This window comes from Streptomyces sp. DSM 15324, from assembly GCF_001514285.1.
In the GTDB taxonomy this organism is placed as follows: domain Bacteria; phylum Actinomycetota; class Actinomycetes; order Streptomycetales; family Streptomycetaceae; genus Streptomyces.
In genome coordinates, this window is record NZ_KQ949023.1 from 1,083,668 (window position 1) to 1,097,191 (window position 13,524).

The following is a 13,524-nucleotide window of genomic DNA, read 5'->3' on the forward strand; positions in this document are numbered from 1 at the left end:
CGGCGCGGCCTGCGATCAGTTGAGACCGCTCACCCGACGCCCGTTCGCCAGCGTGCCCTTGAGGTCCGCCTTCGCCCCCTTCTCCGCGGCGGCGGTGAGCAGATGGCCCGGCGCGAAGCCGCGTACCCCGCCGGTCGCCCGCACGTTCCGGGTCCCCGAGTCGCCGGCCGCGAGGAGGTACCAGTGGCCGCCCTGCGACTTCCACAACACCCCGGCCAGCACATGCGGATCGCGCGGCCCGCACGCGGGGACGTCCCCGGCCTTCGCCACGGCCGCCCCGAACAGCCCGCCCGGGGTACGGAACTGGGCCAGCACCCGGCTCCCGTCGCCCCGCCAGGTCTCCGCCCGGGTGCACACCCATTCCGCCGAGCCGCTCGCGTCGGGCAGCGGCTGGCGCGCGTACGACCACACGTTCACCGTGCGCACACCCTGCCCGCGCACATCGGCCAGCGAGCAGGCGTACGGCGCCCAGGTGCCGAGCGCCTCCGCTCCCGTGGCCTCCTTCGGCGCGGTGGGCCGGCCGCCGGTCAGCCGGGCGGGCACCAGCTCGCCCAGGTCGGTCAGGAGATGGGTGCCGGAGGCTTCGGTGAGCTGGAGGACGTTCCAGCCGGTGCAGCTGCCGGTCCGGGTCACCGGGCTGGCCAGCGGCGAGGTGATGCCGTCGGTGAGCGTCAGGGCCATCACCCCGGCGCCCGGCTTGCCGAGGTCCCGCTCGCCCGCCGCGGTCACCCAGGGCGCCGTCAGCCAGCGGACGTTGCCGTCGGCCCGGTCCAGGACGATCGCGGACGCCTCGGCGCCGGTCGCGCCGTCCACCCGCGCGAAGTCCAGGGCGGCCCCGGCCGTGCCGTCCTTCGGCTCGGCATAGCGGGCGATGCGCCAACCGTCGTGGAAGAGCACCACGCGCGCGTTGCCGACCTCGGCCGCGTACAGGAGCTGGGGCGGGCCGGACGGGCCGCCGGAGGGGGTGTCGGGGGTCGCCGAGACCTGCACCGACGCGCCGGGGCGAGCCCAGACCGCGAGGGCGCGGCGCAGCAGAGCGGTGTCGCGGACCAGGGCGCCACGGGCCGGCCAGACGGAGAAGTCGGTGCGCGCGGACGTCTTCCAGGCGACGGGGGAGACCCGCAGCAGCCGGCCCGGGTCGAGCGCGGCCTCGGCGGCCGGGTTCTGCGCGTACACCGGGGCGGCCGCGCCGTCCGGTCCCCAGCCGTCGCCGGGCAGCGCGACCAGTGCACCGCACACCGCGAGGGCCGCGGCGGCGGCCAGCGCGGCCGTGGTGTGCCGGCGGCGGCGCAGCAGATCGGTGGGCCGGGCCTGGAGGGAGCAGGGGTCGAACTCGGGGGAGTCGAGCAGCGCGTACCGGGCGGGCACCGCGTCGGCCTCGTCCAGCGCCGCGTCGGTGTCCGCCACCCCCGCCTCGGCGAGGACCTTGCGCACCTCGCCGTCGGCGAGCTTCTCCAGGCCGCGCAGCACATAGGCGGCGCGGGCCGGGCCGTCCAGGGCGGACAGCCGCTGGTCCAGGGCGAGTTCGTCGGCGCCGCCGGAGTGCGGGAACAGCCTCAGGCCCCGGACCTGCGGGAGCAGCGGCGGCAGCTGCGCCCGCCTGGGCCAGGCCGGGCGGGCGAGCGGCAGACCCGCCTGGAGGGCCGTCCGCACCACCTGGAGGCGGACGTAGGCGTACCCGGGGTCGCCGTCACGGCCGCCGGCCTGCGCCTGGGCCGGGATCACCGGGGCCTGGGCGCGACGCCGGGGCAGGGCGCGCTGGACGAGGGCGTGGGCGGTCAGGACCCGGCGGCCCCGGCCGAGGCCCGGCGGCAGCACCAGATAGGCGAGCCGGACGAGGCGCGGATAGTGCTCGACGAGCGCGGCCTCGGCCTGCTCGACGTCGACGGCCCGGTCGGTGACGGAACCGGGTGCGGGGCTCGGGGCGACATCCTGTGACTGCACGCCCAGCGCAACGAGCGGCACGGAGGATGGTCACCGCCGTAGGGGCCGACGCCCGGCCTACGACTCCACCTGCGACTCCGCCTACGACTCCACGAGCGCCCGTGCGTAGTTCGCCATCGAGCGCTGGTACCGGGGCAGATGGGGGGCGAGGGCGCCGAGGGTCAGGGACAGGGCCTCGCGGTCGCGGCCGAGGCTGGACAGGCACAGGGCGAGCGCGGCGCGTACCGCGTCGTCCAGTTCGTCGGAGGGGGCGTCCAGTTCGGGGGTGAGCAGCGCGACGCCCTCCTCGGCCTGCCCGGTGTTCCGCAGCGAGCTGGCGAGCTGGATCCTGGCGCGGCGGCCCTTGTACCCGGTCAGACCGAGGGCGAGGGCCTCCCGGTAGAGCGGTACGGCCCGGTCGCTGTGGCCGGTGGAGTCCCAGGCGCAGGCCCGCTCGAAGGCGCCGAGGGGGCTGTCCCCGGGCAGTTCGGCGACGAGTTCGTCGATCACCGCCCGGAAGTCGGCGGCCCGCGCCTGCGGGTAGTGGTCAAGGGTGGCCCAGGCGGCCGTCACGCGCTCTTCCCAGTCGTCGTTCACCGGCCCACTCTCGCACGTGTGTGCCAGGCCGTCAGCGTATTTTGAGCGGACCGTACGCGGGAGCCGTATCCAGGACGAAGCTCACGCAGGGAGGACAGATGAAGGTGACCCGACCGATCCTCGCGGCAGCGACCGCCGTGGCGGCGCTGGTGCTGGCGGGGTGCGCGTCCGGAAGTCAGGGCAAGGCCGAGGTGGCCGTCCCGACGGCGGCCACCGGCAGCCTGGAGCACCTGGCCGCCGAGGTGGACTGCACGCCCGACATGCAGACCGACGCCGACGAACTCCGCCAGGCCATCTGCAAGACCGCCGCGGGCAAGTTCCTCCTGCTGACCTTCGCCACCGACCGGGGCCAGCGCGAGTGGATCAACGGCGCCAAGGACTACGGCGGCCACTACCTGGTCGGCCGCAAGTGGGTGGTCGTGGGCGAGAAGGACAGCACGGTGACCTCGCTGCGCAAGACGCTCGGCGGCGACATCGAGGAGGGCACGGACCACTCGGCGCACGAGTCGGGCGAGGCGTCTGGGAGCGCGACGCACTCCGGCCACTGAGCACGTCGGCACGGCACACGAAAGGCACACGAGAAAGGCCGGCGGTGAGGATTCCTCACCGCCGGCCTTCTCAGTGTGCCGTCCCGGTCATCGACCGGGGTCGGCGACTACTGGCACTGCTTGCCGGTGTTGATGCAGTTGACCATCTTGTTCATCGTGTTCGCGGAGAAGAAGTTGATGAAGTCGTTGTGGTCGGTGATCGGCTTGTGCAGGTTCTCCGGGAAGGTGTCGACCGCGTAGGCGTTCTTCACGACGCCGTTCTGGATCGACGGCCGCGGAACGTTGTAGACCAGCCGGACCTTCAGCTGCGGGATCGCCTTGAAGCCGTTGGCGCAGGTGCCGTCCCCACGGACGAAGGACACGTGCGTACGGTGGTTGGCGGAGTCGATGTTCTTGCCGTCCCAGCAGCTCTGGAAGAACGTCGTGCGCACCACCTGGCTGCCCTGCGGGCAGATCGGGTACTGGGTCTCCAGCTGCACCCGGTTCTCGAAGCCGGTGCAGGACCAGTTCACGTTGGCGTTGGCGTTGCCGTTGACGAAGGCCTTGGCGTCACCGGTGATGATGCGCAGCGCCGTCGGCATCGCGACGACGTTGCCCCGCTTGTTGCCGAGGAACGTCAGCTGGGCCTGGGCGGGCTGGAGGATCTTGCCGACGTTGCCCTCCTTGCCACCGCCGTCCCTGTTCTGGTCGAAGTCCTGCTGGCCGTTCTGCACGCGCAGCACCGGCCAGAAGTAGGACGACTTGTCGCCCTGGTTCTGGCAGCTCGTCTGGGCCGCCGCCAGCTTCTGGTCGCTCGCGAAAGCGTCGTTGGACTGGTTGCCGACGTAGTCGTGCAGGTGGTGGGCGCCGTTGCTGACACCGGGGGCCACGATCACGTTGTCCGTGTTGTGGTTCTTGTTGCCGTTGGTGCCGCACCGGGTGGTGAAGCTGCCGCGGGAGCCGGAGTTGCCGTTGGCCGCGAGGCCGTTGGCGCCGACGCCCAGCTGCGCGTTCGGCTGGACCTTCGTGATGTCCACGAAGTCGGCCGCGGTCGGACCGTTGCCGCCCTGGCCGTTGGCGCCGGCCTGCTGCTGACCGTTGTTCTGCTGGCCGTTGTTCTGCTGACCGTTGTTCTGGCCATTGTTCTGCTGGCCATTGTTCTGCTGGCCATTGTTCTGCTGGCCGTTGTTGTTGTTCTGCTGGCCGTTGCCCGCCTGGCCCGCGGTGGTGTTGGCGTTGGCCGCCTGCGTGGTGCAGGCCGCGAGCTGGCTGATCTGGTTGTCGAACTGGCCGCCGACCCGCTGGATGTCGATGCGGATCCGGTCGATCGTGGCGGCCCGCTTCTCCTTCAGGGGACCGACGATCGCGTTCTGCACGAAGCCGGGGTCGTTCGCCTGCGCCTGACGCGAGGAGGCGAGCCGGGCGTAGGCCTCGGTGATCTGCTTGTCGAGGTTCGCGAGCTCGGCGGCGACGCCCTGCTTGGCCCTGTCCGGCACGTTCGTCAGCTTCTGCCCCACGTCCGGGCAGGAGATGGTGGCGACCTGCGCTGCCGCGGTGGCGGCCTTGGTCGTGTTCTGGCCCGAGTCGCCGGACTCGTGGGCCGAGGCGTAGAAGTTCGCCCAGATCAGCCCGCCCCCGCCGAGCGCTAGGGCCGCCGATGCTGCCACGGCCTTCGTGGCCATCGACGAGCGGCGTTTACGAATGTTGCGTCCCATGGAACTCCTCTGACTTCCTTGGCGGGGTCGCATCGAGGCGCCCGACAGGAGTGAAGCTGCCCCCTCCCATACGCAGCCCGTCCCACAGGTGTTCAGCGCTCTCAGAAATTGATGAGAGACCCGTACGACAAACCCTCCCCAACGACCCCACAGTCCGAGGTAGTTGGCCGTCTATCGGTCCCGGTCCAGATAGGCCAGCACCGCCAGTACCCTGCGGTTGTCGTCGTCGGAGACCTCCAAACCGAGCTTCACGAAAATATTCGCGGTGTGCTTGGCGACGGCCCGCTCGGTGACGACCAGTTTGCCGGCGATCGCCGCGTTCGACCGGCCCTGCGCCATCAGCTCCAGAACCTCCCGTTCGCGGGGAGTGAGCCGCTCCACCGGCCCCTGCCCGTCGCCCGACCGGCGGGCCAGCAGCTGCTGGATCACCTGGGGGTCCATCGCCGTACCTCCCGCCGCGACCCGCCGTACGGCGTCCACGAACTGCTCCGCGTCGAACACCCGGTCCTTCAGCAGATAGCCGACCCCGCCGCTGCCGTCGGCGAGCAGCTCGCGCGCGTACAACTGCTCGACGTGCTGGGAGAGGACGAGCACCGGGAGGCCGGGCCTGCGGCGGCGGGCGGCCAGCGCGCACTGGAGGCCCTCGTCCGTGTGCGTGGGCGGGAGCCGGACGTCCACCACGGCGACGTCCGGCTCCAGCTCGGCGAGGGCCCGCTCCAGCTCGGGCCCGCTCTCCACGGCGGCGGCGATCTCGAAGTCGTAGGCCTCCAGCAGCCGCACCAGCCCGTCCCGCAGCAGGAACAGGTCTTCGGCTAGGACAACGCGCAAGGAATCTCCATGGTCACCATGGTGGGACCGCCCGCCGGGGAGCTGACGGCCAGGACGCCGTCGAATGTACCCAGCCGCCGCTCCACCCCGGCCAGGCCCGACCCGGACCCCGCCCCGATCACCGCGCCGCCGCGGCCGTTGTCGGTGACGGAGATCCGCAGCCGGCCCTCCGCGTGGTGCAGGTCGGCCCAGATCCGGTCGGCGCCGGAGTGCTTGACCGCGTTGGTGAGGATCTCGCTGACCGCGAAGTACGCGGCCGACTCGACCGGCGCCTCGGCCCGTCCGGACACGTCCACCGCCACCTCGGTCGGCACGGGCAGCCGGAGCGCCAACGCCCGTACGGCGTCGCCCAGCCCGCGCTCGGCCAGCACCGGCGGATGGATCCCGCGCACCAGGTCGCGCAGTTCGGCGAGGGCCTCGGCCGACGACTGCCGGGTCTGCGCGAGCAACTGCCTGGCCTTCTCGGGGTCCTTGTCGAGGAGCATCTCGATCGTGCCCAGGTCCATGCCCATGGCCACCAGCCGGGCCTGCGCCCCGTCGTGCAGATCCCGCTCGATGCGCCGCAGTTCGGCGGCCGAGGTGTCCACGGCGTCGCGCCGGGTGTCGGTCAGCACCTTGACCCGTTCGGCGAGTTCGGCCTGGCCGGGGGCGAGCAGAGCGCGGGTCATCCGGAAGTGGACGCCGAGCGCGCTCACGGCGAACCGGTCGGCGACGACCAGCAGGAGGACCGCGAGCGCCCCGGCGCCGATCGCGGTCGCCTGGTCGTGGACGGGCACGAAGGCGTACCAGTAGGGGCCGTGGCCGTCCGACCCGTCGGCGTACCAGTAGGGGCCGTCCGACCCGTCCGACACCACCCGCCACAGCCCCGCCGCGAGCGCCAGCCCCTCCAGCGGGTAGACCACCAGGACGACCGGCAGCAGCACGGTGACCAGCCCCGCCACCGTGTCCGCCATCAGCCACCGCAGGTCCCGCCAGGTCGCCGTATCGCGCAGCAGCGCGTGGGTGCGCCGCACCGGGTTGGCGGTCGCGGGCAACGGCCGGTAGGCGGACGGGATGTGGATCCCGCACCATCGCTGCGCGAGCTCGCGCCGGTTGTCGGCGAGGGCGCGCGCCGCGGCCATCACCCAGGGGGTGGTGACCAGGCCCACTCCGACGGGGATCAGGGCGAGGGAGACGAGGGCCAGGCAGTAGACCACCACCGTCCAGGGCCACACCGCCAGGGCCAGCACGAGCCCCCGTACGGCGGCGAGCGCCATCTCCCGTGTCCTGGAACCGCGCCGGCCGCTCTTCGTGTCGGTGTTCATACGGTCAGTCTGTCCGACCGCCCGGGGCCGGTCACGGGGCCGAAGCCCCCGGTCAGGGGGTGGTGCCGGGTACACCACCTGCCCCGGCCAGCACCCGTGCCTCCACCCGTGGGTCCAGTCCCTTCACCGCCCGGTCCGAGCGGTGCGGTGCGGTGCCGCCGATCGCCTCCAGCCAGGCCCAGGTGTCGGCGACGGTCTCCTCGACCGGACGGCAGGACAGTCCCGTCGCCACCGCCCGCGAGACGTCCGCGGCGTGCAGCGCGTCGTGCAGGTCGGTGCCCGGCGGCACCCACACCGGCAGCTGGACCCAGGGCTCGATGCCCGCGTCGAGGACGGTCTCCGGGGCGGTCCAGCGCAGCCGCGCGTCCGACCCCGTGGCCCGCACGCACGCGTCCAGGAACCCGCCCATGGTGGCGTGACCCTGGGGGCTCATCAGGTTGAACGGGCCGCTCAGCTCCCGCTCGACGGCGCCGAGGATCCAGGCGGCGAGGTCGCGGGCGTCGACGTACTGGAGGGGAAGGTCGCGGGGCCCGGGGGCGAGGACCGGGCCGCCGCGCGCGATCCGGCCCAGCCACCAGGGCAGCCGGCCGACGTTCTCGTACGGGCCGAGGATCAGTCCGGCCCGTACGAGCACCGACTCGCCCGTGCCGAAGGCGTCGACGGCGGCCAGCTCGCCGCCCCGCTTGTCGCGGGCGTAGTCCGTCGGTCCGGCGTCGGGTGCCGCGCCCTCGACCACGGGCGCGTCCTCCGTGTACCCGGCGGGCGGGGCCCAGGTGTACACCGAGCAGCTCGACACGTACACGTACCGTCCGGCGCGGCCCCGCAGCAGCCGCGCCGCCTCGTGCACCGGGCGGGGCGCCGACGACCAGGTGTCGACCACGGCGTCCCAGTCCCCGTCGTCCGCGGCCAGGGCGGCGGCCAGGCCCCCGGGCGCGGTGCGGTCCCCGGTCAGGACCCGTACACCGGGGGCGGGTGCGTGCCTCCCCCGGTTCAGGAGCGTGACCTCCCAGCCGCGCCCGAGGGCCGCCTCCACGACGGCCCGCCCCACGAACTCCGTACCACCCAGCACCAGAAGTCTCATGCGGGTGACTGTGCCCGGCCGGTCCGGGGGGCGGAACCGTCCTCTGCTCAGGGCAGAGCGTCAGCGGCCGGTCGGCGGGGTGTACTTGTAGCCGACGCGGCGCACGGTCTGGATGGTGCCGCGGTGCTCGGCGCCCAGCTTGCGGCGGAGCCGGGCCACATGGACGTCGACCGTACGGCCGTCGCCGACATGGCCGTACCCCCAGACGGTGGTGACGAGCTGGTCGCGGGTGTGCACCCGGTTCGGGTGCGCCACGAGATGCGCGAGCAGCTCGAACTCCAGGTACGTCAGGTCGAGTTCACGTCCGTCGACCGCCGCGGTGCGCTGGACCGGGTCGATGCGCACGAGGGGGTCGCCCGCGGCGGAACCGCTCTGCGTCGCCGGCACCGGCACGGGCTGGAACGGCTGCTGCTGGTCCGCCGGGATCAGCACGAGGTAGCCGACCATCGCCGGGTGGCCGGGCAGGTCGGGAAGGGAGTGCTGCGGCGCGGGCAGCCAGGTGGCGCCGGGCGGCAGCAGATCGGTGACATCGGCCACCTCGTCGGGGCCGACGGCCCGCAGCCGGTGCCGCGGGGCGTCCTGGACGGGGTGGGGGAGGGTGGCGGTGGAGAAGGAACGGGTGGTCGCCATGAGAGGTCAGCTCTTTTCGCGCGAGAAGTCCGTCGGGGAGGTCGACGGCCGCGATGCCTGGTCGGGCTCGTCGAGGGACGTACGTCGTGCGCGCTGGCCGAAGGCCGGTGTGTACGGCTTTAGAGGGCCGGCGCGTTCGTCGCGCGGCAACACACCCGGTCGAAGTCGTGGTGCTGACGGGAAGGCCAGAAGGGCTCGAGGTCATGGCGACCCGTCGCGGTGTACTTCTGGAAGCTGGCCATGCCCCCATTGAAGCAGACACACGCCCGCAACAGGACCCTCCTCTCACAGCTTGGACGCTTTCCTTGACGCGAAGTTGACGTCACGCGCGGGACGCACCCCGAACACGCGCGAGGGGGGCACCCGGAAACACGCGCGGGACACACGGAAGGGGCGCCCCGCCGGACCGGCGGGGCGCCCCTTCCGCGTTGCCGTGGGACGGATCAGACCTGGCCGGCCTTCTCCAGGGCGGCGCAGCAGGTGTCGACCAGGAGACGGGTCACCGTGTAGGGGTCGACGTTGGCGTTCGGGCGGCGGTCCTCGATGTAGCCCTTGCCGTCCTTCTCGACCTGCCACGGGATACGGACCGAGGCGCCGCGGTTGGAGACCCCGTAGGAGTACTCGTTCCACGGGGCGGTCTCGTGCAGACCGGTCAGGCGGTCGTCGATGCCGGCGCCGTAGTTCTTGACGTGGTCGAGCGGCTTGGAGCCCTCACCGAGCGACTCGCAGGCGGTGATGATCGCGTCGTAGCCCTCGCGCATCGCCTTGGTGGAGAAGTTGGTGTGCGCGCCGGCGCCGTTCCAGTCGCCCTTGACCGGCTTGGGGTCGAGGGTGGCGGAGATGCCGAAGTCCTCGGCGGTGCGGTAGAGCAGCCAGCGGGCGACCCACAGCTGGTCCGAGACCTCGAGCGGGGCGAGCGGGCCGACCTGGAACTCCCACTGGCCGGGCATGACCTCGGCGTTGATGCCGGAGATGCCGAGGCCGGCGGCCAGGCAGTTCTCCAGGTGGGCCTCGACGACCTCACGGCCGAAGATCTCGTCGGCGCCGACACCGCAGTAGTAGCCGCCCTGCGGGGCCGGGAAGCCGCCCTTGGGGAAGCCGAGCGGGTAACCGTCCTGGAAGAACGTGTACTCCTGCTCGATGCCGAAGATCGGCTCCTGCGCGCCGTACTTCGCCTCGACCTCGACGAGCGCGGCACGGGTGTTGGACTCGTGCGGCGTCATGTCGATGTTGAGGACCTCGCACAGGACGAGGACGTCGTCGCCGCCGCGGATCGGGTCGGGGCAGGTGAAGACCGGCTTCAGCACACGGTCCGAGGAGTGCCCCTCGGCCTGGTTCGTGGAGGACCCGTCGAAGCCCCAGATCGGCAGTGCGTCCAGACCGGCGGGCTCATCCGTGATGATCTTGGTCTTGGAGCGGAGCTTCGCCGTCGGCTGGGTGCCGTCGATCCAGATGTACTCAGCCTTGAAGGTCACGGGCCACTTCCTTCGGGGGTGTGTCTGACGCACTTGCGGGTGCTGTTGCTGCTGCGGCGCTGCGGCACTGGGGCGCCTTCTGTGTTGATCGGCAGCTTGTCAACAGGCGATTTCCCGGTCATTGCTCGCATGTGAACCCCGTGTTACCTGGCGGTGCTGTGGCGCGGGTCACCGCGCGGGGGATCGCTCGGCCGTGCCGCGCGGCCCGCGTGCGGGGGTCCCGCTGTTCGTGGCCGCGAACAGCGGGACCCCGTCAGCCGCCGGTCACGTCTGACGGCGGGGGAACCTCACCCCACCTTCTCGATCACGGCCCGGCGGATCAGGAACTTGCCGGGTTCGCGGACCTGCTCGAAGGCGGCGTTGTTAAGCAGCGCACAACTGCCGGAGACCGAGGTCACCTGGACGGTGACGGACTTGTTGTTGTCCAGGTTGGTGACCTTCAGTTTCGTACCTGCCGGGAACTGGTTGCTGGACGCGGCGGGCGCGCCGCCCTCTCCCGAGAGGGTGACCGTCGAGCCGTTGCAGACCTGCTGACCGGAGGCCGCGGCACCGCCGTTGCCGGCGCCGCCCGCGTTCCCGGTTTTCCCCGCGTTCCCGGCATTGCCCGCGTTCCCGGTGTTCGCCGCGGGGGCCGAGGCCGTCTGCGAAGGCTGGGCCGGCTGCGCCGCCTGGGAGTCCTGAGCCGACTCCCCGACGGTGCACCCCGACGCCTTCTGCTGGACCTTGATCTGCGCGATGACCGCCTCGCGGTTGGCGATCCGGGCCGCCGACTGCGCGTCCGGAGCGGCCCGCTGGCCGTCGATGAACTTCTGGTTGTTGCCGAGGGCGGTGGCGAGCCCCTGGCAGACGGTCGAGTTCCCGGCGGACAGGGTCTGCGGCGTCTGCGAGGCGTTCGAGCTGCCCGCCATGGCGAAGGCCCCACCGCCCGCCACCGCCGCCGCGCCGACGAGCAGTGCGATCGTCTTCTTCGTGCCGAGTGTTCTCCTGCGCGACATGCGCGCCTCCTGAAAGGGATAGGGGAGCGTACGCCGCTATGTACGAGATCCCGAACGAAGGTACTCAGGGGTCACGGAAGTCGACGGGAGTGGCGCGCATCACATCACGGCCCGTGCGGGGCGGTTAGCGGGACAGCGCGTCCCGTACGGCCTCGTCCGTGCGGGCCACCACGGCCGTGCCGTCGTCGGCCGTGATGATCGGCCGCTGGATCAGCTCGGGATGCCCGGCGAGCGCCGCGATCCAGCGTGAGCGGGACGCCGCGTCCCGCGCCCACTCCTTCAGCCCCAGCTCCCCGGCCGCGGCCTCCTGGGTCCGGGCGATGTCCCACGGCTCCAGACCGAGCCGGTCCAGTACGTCCCTGATCTCGTCCTCGCTCGGCACCTCCTCCAGATAGCGGCGGACGGTGTAGTCGGCACCCTCCGCGTCGAGCAGCGTCAGCGCGCTGCGGCACTTCGAGCAGGCCGGGTTGATCCAGATCTCCATGGGGTCACGGTAACGGCCTGCCGCACGGGGAGCCCGGGCGGCGACTCTGTTCGAATACTTGGCGTCTCTCGCGCACCGTGCGAACCTCGGGTGACACGGCACCAATTTCCTTGCTCACCTGGGCATTTGAAGGAGATTGCGGACTGCTGAATGTCAGTGGGGGGCAGTAGACTGGATGCAGTGTTCGAGAGTTCCGCCGGAGATCCCGGCGGGGTTCCGACCGCGACAGGAGGATGTTCGTGCCCGCTGCCGCACTGAAGCCGAAGCCGCTGCCGACCCAGTCCACCGCGAAGCGTTCCGTCCAGCTCGACCTGCCTTATGGGCCCGTGGCGAAGCGGCCGTTGCCGGCCGGACGGCCCCGGGAGTGGTACGTGGCGCACAACCGCCGCCTCAAGGCGATGCGCCTCGCCATCGCGCTGCTCGACCTCGGTGTCTACCTGCCGAACCAGGCCCGCAACGAGAAGATCCGCAGCACGGCGGAGCTGATCGGCGTCCACCCGCCGTCGGACACCACGTGCCACATGGTCAGGGCCTACCTGCGCTACAACCGGTGAGCCGGGCGCCGGGTGCCGTCCCTCGGCACGGCACCCGGCGTCCCTCACGCCGCCGGCTCCTTCTCCACCGGCCCCTTCACGCCGCCAGCTCCCTCTCCACCGGCGTCCGGAACCGGGGCGTCACCCGCGCCCCGCCCAGCAGGCCGGCCAGCCGCTCCGCCTCGGCGGCCACCGCCGCCCGCCCCTCCCGGCCGATCCCCTCCCCGGTGAGGATCCGCCAGACGACCTCCCCGTCCGCCCGCTGGGCCCAGGCCCCCACCACCCGGCCGTTCCACCACACCGTCGGCCCGATGTTGCCGCTCCGGTCGAACAGGGCGGGCCGCAGCTCCGGCGCCAGATACCAGTCCCGGCCCTGCCAGCCCATTGCCGTCGGATCGAGAGCGGGCAGCAGGGCCGCCCAGGGCTCCTCGGGCCCCGCCACCGGATCGGCGTCCCCCTCGACGACGTACGCCGTGCCCTCGTCCACCCCCACCGCCCGCGCCCCCATCGCCTCCAGCGCCCGCCGGACGTCGGTCACCTTCCACCCCGTCCACCACTTCAGATCCGCCTCGGTGGCCGGACCGCACACCGTCAGCCAGCGCCGCAGCAGCTCCGCCCGCGCCCGCCCGGGATCCAGCTCCGGATGGGCCGGGGCGAGGGCCCAGCGGAACTGGCTCGACGTCCAGGAGCCCAACGGCCGTCCCCGGACCACCTTCCCCTCCACCCCCAGCAGCCGCAGCAGCCGGGTCGAGACGGTGTGGACCCCCTCGTAGCTCTTCCCCGCCGCGTACACGAACTGCTCCCGCAGCCGCGGCTCCTCCCGCGCCAGCTCGGCCGCCGTCGCCTGCCCCAGCCGCCCCAGCGCGGCCAGCGCCGACTCCTCGACCTCCTTCAGCCAGGCCGCGTCCGGAGCACCCGCCTTCGCCATGTCCGCCACCAGCGAGGCCCGAGTCCGGGCGGCGACCGCGAGACCGGTCGAGGCGTGCACGACGGCCGTCAGCTCCGCGGGGAACACGAACACCGTGTCCCGCATGCCGTGCATCCGCACCAGCGTCCGGTCCTCGTACAACGCCCGCTCCGTCGCCGCCACCGGTCCCGCCGGGTCGGCGAGCCGCGCCCCGACCGCGAGATACACCGTCGCCGGATCCGTCCCGTGCAGGGCGACCAGGGAAGCGGCCACCGCCTCGGGCGTCGCCGCCCGCCCCGCCGCGGTCAGCCGGTGCCGCAGCGCCAGCCGGGCCCTGCGCTCCGCCCCGTCGATGAACCGCATGTCCTCACCCATCCCCGACCACCGCCCCGTCCTCACCGGTCCCTGCACGCATCATCCCCGACCCCACTGACCATCGCGCCCGGCCCCGCGCGTCACCCGTTCGCCGGACCCGGCATGCGCGCCCGGGCACCCGGCTCTTCACTGCGAACAAGGGCGTGTCGG

General features: G+C 72.5%; 13 protein-coding genes. 2 read left to right on the forward strand and 11 right to left on the reverse strand.

Features of this window, described 5'->3' with window-relative positions:
* Nucleotides 1-15: 15 nt before the first annotated feature.
* Both AQJ58_RS04745 and AQJ58_RS04750 read right to left on the reverse strand, forming a co-directional pair.
* On the reverse strand, nt 16-1,944 hold the full coding sequence (locus AQJ58_RS04745; protein WP_067245800.1) for a hypothetical protein: 1,929 nt from the start codon (nt 1,942-1,944) through the stop codon (nt 16-18).
* An 81-nt stretch (nt 1,945-2,025) separates the two neighbouring features.
* Entirely contained in the window at nt 2,026-2,520 is a 495-nt protein-coding gene (locus AQJ58_RS04750) for a tetratricopeptide repeat protein (RefSeq protein ID WP_107121958.1), read from the reverse strand.
* A 98-nt stretch (nt 2,521-2,618) separates the two neighbouring features.
* Between AQJ58_RS04750 and AQJ58_RS04755 the strand changes: the two genes are divergently transcribed.
* On the forward strand, nt 2,619-3,068 hold the full coding sequence (locus tag AQJ58_RS04755) for a hypothetical protein (RefSeq protein WP_067244992.1): 450 nt from the start codon (nt 2,619-2,621) through the stop codon (nt 3,066-3,068).
* Nucleotides 3,069-3,175: 107 nt separating this feature from the next.
* On the opposite strand, the gene AQJ58_RS04760 is transcribed toward AQJ58_RS04755, so the two are convergent.
* The 8 genes from AQJ58_RS04760 to AQJ58_RS04795 form a co-directional block, all read right to left on the reverse strand.
* Nucleotides 3,176-4,762: a DUF1996 domain-containing protein gene (locus AQJ58_RS04760; RefSeq protein ID WP_067244994.1), complete on the reverse strand. Its 1,587-nt coding sequence runs from the start codon at nt 4,760-4,762 to the stop codon at nt 3,176-3,178.
* Between the two features lie 171 nt (nt 4,763-4,933).
* Nucleotides 4,934-5,590 (reverse strand): LuxR C-terminal-related transcriptional regulator, encoded by a 657-nt coding sequence (locus AQJ58_RS04765; protein WP_067244996.1) that lies wholly within the window; start codon nt 5,588-5,590, stop codon nt 4,934-4,936.
* A complete protein-coding gene (locus AQJ58_RS04770) occupies nt 5,575-6,894 on the reverse strand; it encodes a sensor histidine kinase (protein WP_067244998.1) in 1,320 nt (439 codons plus the stop codon). Before AQJ58_RS04770 ends, AQJ58_RS04765 begins: the two co-directional genes overlap by 16 nt.
* Nucleotides 6,895-6,946: 52 nt before the next feature.
* The gene (locus AQJ58_RS04775) at nt 6,947-7,975 is read right to left on the reverse strand and encodes an NAD-dependent epimerase/dehydratase family protein (protein WP_067245000.1); all 1,029 of its coding nucleotides are present in this window, start codon (nt 7,973-7,975) and stop codon (nt 6,947-6,949) included.
* 60 nt (nt 7,976-8,035) lie between these two features.
* The gene (locus AQJ58_RS04780) at nt 8,036-8,605 is read right to left on the reverse strand and encodes a winged helix-turn-helix domain-containing protein (protein ID WP_067245002.1); all 570 of its coding nucleotides are present in this window, start codon (nt 8,603-8,605) and stop codon (nt 8,036-8,038) included.
* A 443-nt stretch (nt 8,606-9,048) separates the two neighbouring features.
* On the reverse strand, nt 9,049-10,080 hold the full coding sequence (glnII, locus tag AQJ58_RS04785; protein ID WP_067245004.1) for a glutamine synthetase: 1,032 nt from the start codon (nt 10,078-10,080) through the stop codon (nt 9,049-9,051).
* 287 nt (nt 10,081-10,367) lie between these two features.
* A complete protein-coding gene (locus AQJ58_RS04790) occupies nt 10,368-11,075 on the reverse strand; it encodes an RlpA-like double-psi beta-barrel domain-containing protein (protein WP_067245006.1) in 708 nt (235 codons plus the stop codon).
* Nucleotides 11,076-11,199: 124 nt separating this feature from the next.
* A complete protein-coding gene (locus AQJ58_RS04795) occupies nt 11,200-11,559 on the reverse strand; it encodes an arsenate reductase family protein (RefSeq protein ID WP_067245008.1) in 360 nt (119 codons plus the stop codon).
* A 239-nt stretch (nt 11,560-11,798) separates the two neighbouring features.
* On the opposite strand from AQJ58_RS04795, the gene AQJ58_RS04800 reads away from it, so the two are divergent.
* Nucleotides 11,799-12,113 carry a hypothetical protein gene (locus AQJ58_RS04800; protein ID WP_067245803.1) on the forward strand — a complete coding sequence of 105 codons (315 nt, stop codon included), beginning with the start codon at nt 11,799-11,801 and terminating at the stop codon, nt 12,111-12,113.
* A gap of 76 nt (nt 12,114-12,189) precedes the next feature.
* Here AQJ58_RS04800 and AQJ58_RS04805 read toward each other — a convergent pair whose 3' ends face one another.
* A complete protein-coding gene (locus AQJ58_RS04805) occupies nt 12,190-13,374 on the reverse strand; it encodes a winged helix DNA-binding domain-containing protein (protein WP_067245010.1) in 1,185 nt (394 codons plus the stop codon).
* Nucleotides 13,375-13,524: the final 150 nt, after the last annotated feature.

Coding starts and splice junctions, on each gene's coding strand:
- AQJ58_RS04755 (WP_067244992.1), top strand. CDS start 2,619: ATGAAGGTGACCCGACCGATCCTCGCGGCAGCGACCGCCGTGGCGGCG.
- AQJ58_RS04760 (WP_067244994.1), bottom strand. CDS start 4,762: ATGGGACGCAACATTCGTAAACGCCGCTCGTCGATGGCCACGAAGGCC.
- AQJ58_RS04770 (WP_067244998.1), bottom strand. CDS start 6,894: ATGAACACCGACACGAAGAGCGGCCGGCGCGGTTCCAGGACACGGGAG.
- AQJ58_RS04775 (WP_067245000.1), bottom strand. CDS start 7,975: ATGAGACTTCTGGTGCTGGGTGGTACGGAGTTCGTGGGGCGGGCCGTC.
- AQJ58_RS04780 (WP_067245002.1), bottom strand. CDS start 8,605: ATGGCGACCACCCGTTCCTTCTCCACCGCCACCCTCCCCCACCCCGTC.
- AQJ58_RS04790 (WP_067245006.1), bottom strand. CDS start 11,075: ATGTCGCGCAGGAGAACACTCGGCACGAAGAAGACGATCGCACTGCTC.
- AQJ58_RS04795 (WP_067245008.1), bottom strand. CDS start 11,559: ATGGAGATCTGGATCAACCCGGCCTGCTCGAAGTGCCGCAGCGCGCTG.
- AQJ58_RS04805 (WP_067245010.1), bottom strand. CDS start 13,374: ATGGGTGAGGACATGCGGTTCATCGACGGGGCGGAGCGCAGGGCCCGG.